Here is a 6,418-nt window from a genome sequence, read left to right as displayed (position 1 = left end):
CTTGACGCAAATTGCCCAAACTGAACCAAATCTTGACAGAATCCGGCTGCACTTGGGAAGCTGCAACAAGCAACTGCTGGGCAGTTTCGGGTTGCCCCATCTGTTGCATCAACATGCCGAGTCCGTATAAAGCTTCTGGGTGGTCAGGTTGTTTTTCCAGCACTTGACGATAGAGTTGTTCAGCATCCTCTAAGCGATTTTCTCGTTGATGTTGAACTGCCAGTTGCAGAGTTTCGGCTACTTCTCTTGCGTCAAATCTCCTGGGTTTGTTGACGAGCTTTAAGAGAAAATCCTCCAAAGCTCTGACAGGTTTTAAGTCGCCATATAATTGGTGCTTTTTCTGGGCAATTTGCTGGGAGATGTGTTGACGATATTGAGCATCTTGTCCCAGACGCACCGCAATTTTCACATATTCTTCTTTCGTTGCAGCGATTGTCTCTGAGATGCCCATCATTTTGAGGAATGCCATTGTCACCCGCCCTCGCATCAATTCTCCTGGCAAGGTGACCACTGGAATGTTGCACCCTATTGCTTCGATGCTCGTGTTACCTCCAGAGCAACCGATGCTATCTAGGAAGATATCTGCAATGGCTGTAGTACCAGCAAAACTCTGGGAATCCCAACTATGAGGTAAAAATATACAGTGGTTTTGATAATTAAGTCCGAATTCCTCAAAAGCACGGTTTAACCGCTGACGGAAGACTTCAGTCACAGGTTCACTGACATTGCCAAGAAATACAAATTTCGCAGCAGCTAACTCCTGAGCAATCCGGGGGAAGACATCATCATGTTGCGGTAAATACTTAAACAAGGATTGGCAACACCAGAACATGATTTCATCATCTTGGATGCCTATATCCTTTTTGGTTATGGCTTTAGGTTGAATTTCAACAGGTGTGTAATGGAACGCAAGATTTGGTAACCTAACTAACTTCTCTGTGTAGTGGTCTTGTCCATTTTCTGGCTCCATTAAGTCACTGCTCAAGAAGTAGTCAATCGTCGGTAAACCACTGGTCACATAATGTCCCAAAGACGACCCAATTTGAATCGGGGCAAGTCTTAAGCAACCCAACTTAACAGTCATCGGGTCCATCATTAATTCTGCAAAAATCAGGATGTGTAACTTGTCTTGCCTAATCACCTCACACCATTGTTCAAGCAGCAGCGGACCTTGAGTAAATTTATCAAACGCTTTCGCCGCTCTTAGGGTCTCCGGATCTGGTTGGCTGAGAGTGTGGTAACCAAATAGCTCAAACTCGCTTCTATCCAAGTTTTCTACCCAGCCTCTATACGGAATTTTCCAGATGGAATGTTTGCTAAAAAATCCGGAAACAAAACCAACCCGAATTTTTTCGTTTGCTGCTAATTTGGGAAGTTCAATAGTTTGGCTACCTTGGGGATAACGACTCAACATTAACTGACAAATCATTGACCCATAAATTTGCTGCAACGGTCGGTCATCCAAGGCTTGATAGCCCAGATAAAAAGGCTTTAACTTACCTACTGCCTGAGCTGCCTTTGCTCGCTCTTGGGGATTAGCAGCATAGTAATTAGCTAATTTGTGTAAATGTTGCTGATAATGATTTCGCCTGCGTTGGATTTCGTCAACACTGGAATAGATAGGCGGCAGCTGACCGATCAATATCCCAAATCTAGCGTCAGCACAGTCGGGTTGGATTGTTAAGGCTTGCTCGTATGCCTGTACGGCTTCCTCTAACTTACCCTGCTGCTTGAGGGCATTTCCCAAGTTGTTATAAACCTCAGCACCAGGTTGGATTGTTAAGGCTTGCTGGTATGCTTGTACGGCTTCCTCTAACTTACCCTGCTGCTTGAGGGCATTTCCCACGTTGTTGTATGCTACAACAGCTATCAGGGGATTTGGATGAAGGTTTAAAACTTTTTGGTAAGCTTCAATAGCCTCGTCTAATCTATTTTGCGCTTGCAATAAGTCTGCTAATGAGACTTGAGCGAGCAGATGATTGGGCTGAATTTCTAATACCTGTTTGTAGAGAGATTCAGCTTCATACAATTTACCTAACTCATCTTTCTCAACAGCTTTGTTAATCAGAGATTGCACCGATGATTCCAAAACATTGTCCGGCTGCGATTGATTGACTATGGATTTTTTCCCAACTGTATCCAAAATAAAATCCTCCAGGGATCTGATTGGTTTTAAGTCGTAATATAACTTATATTTATTCTCAGCGACTTGCCGGGAAATTTGTTGACGATATTCAGCATCTTGCCCCAGACGAACTGCCATCTGCACATACTCATCTTTCGTCGTAGCAATCGTCTCTTCTATGCCCATCATTTTGAGTATAGCCATAGTATGCCGTCCTCGCATCAAGTCTCCCGGCAAGGTGACGACAGGTATGTTGTGAGCGATCGCTTCCAATGTAGAATTGCATCCAGACCAACCAATGCTATCCAGGAACACATCTGCGATCGCTGTAGCCGCTGCGAACATATTAGAATCTAACCGAGGCAAAAAGATGCAGTGGTCTTGATAATTGAGTCCGAATGCCTCAAAAGCACGGCTTAAGCGTTGGCGAAAGAGAGCCGTCACAGATTCGCTTTTGTCATATTGAATAAATACAAACTTGCAACTACCTAAATCTTTGGCAATTCGCGGAAAGACATCATCATGTTCAGGTAAATACTTGAATAAGGATTGACAGCACCAGAACATTACTTCGTCATTTTTGATGCCTATTTCTTCCTTGTTTATGACTTGAGGTTGAATTGCTAAAGGCGTGTAATAAATCGACAAATTGGGCAATTTTACTAACTTTTCTGTATATTGTTCTTGAGCATTTTCTGGTTCCATTAATTCACTGCTCAAGTAATAGTCAATCGTTGGTAGCCCACTGGTGTTAGGTTGTCCCCAAGAGGTAATTTGAATCGGAGCCAGTCTTAAGCAACCCAACTTAACTGTCATCGGGTCCATTCCGAATTCGGGAAAAATCAGAATGTGTAACTTGTCTTTTTGAATTAATTCACACCATTGTTCAAGCAGCAGTGAACCTTGGGTAAATTTGTCAAATACTTTCGTTGCTCTGACAGTTTCTTGATCTTGTTTTGTGTCAGTGTAATACCCAAATAATTCAAACTCACTCCTAGGGAAATTTTCAACCCAACCCTTAATAGGAATTTTCCAATTAGAATGATTGTAAAAAAAACTAGAAACAAAACCGATGCGAATTTTTTCGTTTTCTTTTAAATCTGGCAGAGCAATAGGCTGGGTCCATTGGGGATAGCGACTCGCCATTAACTGACAAATCATTTCCCCATAAATATTCTGCAATTCTCGGTCATTTAAGCACTGATATGCCAGATAAAAAGGCTGTAATGAACCTACAGCATCCGCTGCCTTCTCTAGCTCTTTGGGATTAGCTAGTTTATAGTGTTCAGCTAATTGTTGTAAGTGGTGTTGATAATTATTTCGCTTGAGGTTTATTTCTGTCAAATTTGAATAGATAATTGGCAGCTGAGCGATGACAATTCCAAATTTGGCTGGAGCAAATTCAGGATTAAGCCTTAAAGCATGATGATATGACTCTACAGCTGCCTCTAGGTTGCCCTGTTCATAGAGTGTATTGCCCAAGTTTTTATGAACTTGAATCCAATCTGGTTTGATTCTCAAAGTTTGCCGGAACGACTCTATAGCTGCATCTAATTTGCCCTGTAGTTTGAGTGCATTTCCCAGATTGTTATGAGCCTCAGCATAATCAGGTTTTAGCTTTAAGGCTTGTTCGTAGTAATCTACGGCTGCGTCTAACTTCCCTTGTTGCAAGAATATATTTCCCAAATTGTAATGAGATGGAGCATAATTAGGTTGAATTTTTAAGGCTGAATGGTATGATTTTAAAGCTGCTTCTAACTTACCCTGTTGCCACAAGATATTTCCCAGGTTGTTATGAGCCTGAACATAATATAACTTTCCTGGCTCCCCTACACATTCGGGTTGAATTTGTAATACCTGTTTGTATAATGATTCAGCTTCATCCCATTCACCTGACTGATGCTTCTGCAACGCTATTTGGATGATATATTTAACGTTATATTCTGAAATGTTTTCCATATTCATGGCTCTATGAAAATTTATTTTCGGGGGGTTATGTCAAGGCAGTTACCATTAGCAATGCCAGCCCTCTGAAGGCGCAAAATCATTTTTATTTACAGAGTTCTGTGCAGATGACCTTAATATTAACCCCCGCCAGGGAGGCAGAATGTCAAGTATTGAAAATTCCTTAGGCAATCTTAAACGAGGGCGAAGCCAAAATCGAATTAATATTAACACCTGAGAAAACCGCAATTAGATCGTTCTTAAAGAAAATCAAACCATTGCCGCTGCTATTGCCAAAACTATAGCCATCCAGATTGATACCATTAATCTGAATCAGGTCTTGGTTAAGTTGAAAATCTTTAATCACAGCGAAATCATTATCACTAAAGCCCTGATAAAAGACGTTATTAGTATTTCCCAGAACGAAGGTATCTACACCACCGCCACCCGTTAAGATATCAAGTTCGCCTGTTCCCGTACTCGCAACGCCGATGATTTCGTCATCACCTTCGCCACCATAGATTGTGTCATTGCCAGAATTACCTATGAGTTTATCATTGCCATCTTCGCCGAAGATTAAGTCGTTGTTTTGACCGGCATCAATTTCGTCATTGCCGCTGGGGGAACCATCGTTGCTGCCCCCGAAAAGGACATCATTGCCAGTTCCGCCCGACAGTTTATCGTTACCTGCTTGTCCAAAAAGCAAATCATTATCACTACTCCCATCCATTTCATCCGCACCGCTACCGCCAAACAGCAAGTCATTCCCAGCGCCGCCACCGAGAAAGTCATCGCCGCTGCCGCCCTCTAGGCGCTGATTCCCACGGTTGCCAATCACCTGGTCATTCCCATTGCCACCATATAGCTGATCGTTGCCAAAGCCAGACGCGAGAAAGTCGTCGCCATCTCCCCCATAGAGGATATCGTCGCCATCACCCCCAATCAGCTGATCGTTCCCGGCCTCACCATAGAGGATATCGTTGTCGTTACCTCCGTTGAGAATGTCATCGCCGCCGCCGCCATAGAGGGTATCATTGCCATCTTCCCCAAACAGCAGGTCATTGCCAATGGCATCGGGCGCACCATCACCATACAGGATATCGTTGCCGATGCCACCCTTAATCACATCTTGCCCACCGAGGCCCACTAAGGTATCGTCGCCTTCCTCGCCAAAGATAAAGTCATCTTCTGGTAAGCCTACAATCCTATTCGCTGTAGCGTCTCCTCGTAGGAAAGCCATATATTTTATCTCCTAAATTATAAAATTTGCTCAAGATGTTTTTAATCTAGCTGGTACAATCAGAGCTTTGTTGCCAGTTTGGCAGATTTAAATTGATGAATTTGCCAGTGATAATGAGATGATTTTCCCTGGGTTTTTTCATGAAAAAACCCTTGATTCATTAGACCTAATGAATCAAGTTCACTCTAGGCATTTGCCTTAGACATTTGATAGTTTGGTTTTCTGAAGACAAAGAATTGCATTTTTTTCGCTGAAAGCTGAAAAAGCTTTCAGCGAAATTTATAAAATTTGGAGGTTGTTCTCAAGTTTTAAACTCGTCATTGAAAAAGTTAATTCCCTGTACAAACAACCTATTGACAAAATGTTGGATAAATCAAATTAGCCGACCGCAGCAATTGATTTGCTGAAGGACTCAGAGCTGTAATTTGTGGCTTGAGCCGCGGTGTCGGTGATCGTCTTGGTGTCGTTTCCATAAGCATCAGCGGTAGCTTGAGCTTCAGCCGCGTTGCCTGTTAGGCAAACGATAGATTTGATTTTTTCGTCTACATTGAGCTTGTATGCTTCTGTGACATCAACAGTCTTTGTGACGGTGCTTGCGAAGTGAACGCCACCAGCACCGCAGATTTCTTCCTGGGCAACTTCTAAGTAGTTCAGGTCAGAGATAATCATTGTCTTTCTCCTGGTTTAAAGTTAGTTGGTTGCTCAAGCAACCTGTTGTTTGATGTTGTTAATTTAGCTTGGATAATCAGAGCTTTGTTGCCAGTTTGGCAGATTTAAATTGATTGATGAATCGGGCTTTTTCTAACCGAAAAAAACCGAGATTCATTAGAGATAATGAATCTAGTTCACTGGGGGTTTTCTCAAGACAAAGAATGAGGCTGAAAGCATTTCGCTGACAGCTGAAAAAGCTGTCAGCGAAATTTATAAAAGCAGGTTGTTCTCAAGTTTTAAACTCGTCATTGAAAAAGTTAATTCACTAGATTTGTGGTAAAAATCCGGCCCCGGCTCAGCAGCGGATGAAAACCTTGATTTTACCGATAGTAAGCCCGCGCGCGCCAGCCCCTACATCCGAAAAATCGACTTTCGCAAGAGGTCTACTGTACAAACAA

At 42.5% G+C, this 6,418-nt stretch carries 3 protein-coding genes; all 3 read right to left on the bottom strand.

Features of this window, described 5'->3' with window-relative positions:
• The coding region (locus MiSe_RS46990) for an O-linked N-acetylglucosamine transferase, SPINDLY family protein (RefSeq protein WP_226593943.1) at positions 1-4,090 on the bottom strand (4,090 nt) is incomplete at its 3' end.
• Positions 4,091-4,253: 163 nt separating this feature from the next.
• Positions 4,254-5,309: a calcium-binding protein gene (locus MiSe_RS51770; protein ID WP_264197083.1), complete on the bottom strand. Its 1,056-nt coding sequence runs from the start codon at positions 5,307-5,309 to the stop codon at positions 4,254-4,256.
• Between the two features lie 378 nt (positions 5,310-5,687).
• On the bottom strand, positions 5,688-5,978 hold the full coding sequence (locus MiSe_RS46975) for a hypothetical protein (RefSeq protein WP_226593941.1): 291 nt from the start codon (positions 5,976-5,978) through the stop codon (positions 5,688-5,690).
• Positions 5,979-6,418: the final 440 nt, after the last annotated feature.

It is taken from the genome of Microseira wollei NIES-4236 (assembly GCF_020521235.1).
GTDB lineage: Bacteria > Cyanobacteriota > Cyanobacteriia > Cyanobacteriales > Aerosakkonemataceae > Microseira > Microseira wollei.
This window is presented reverse-complemented; position numbering and strand designations above follow the sequence as displayed.

What these genes read in the sequence shown, in the direction of transcription:
- MiSe_RS51770 (WP_264197083.1), bottom strand. Translation starts at nt 5,309, where the DNA reads ATGGCTTTCCTACGAGGAGACGCTACAGCGAATAGGATTGTAGGCTTA.
- MiSe_RS46975 (WP_226593941.1), bottom strand. Translation starts at nt 5,978, where the DNA reads ATGATTATCTCTGACCTGAACTACTTAGAAGTTGCCCAGGAAGAAATC.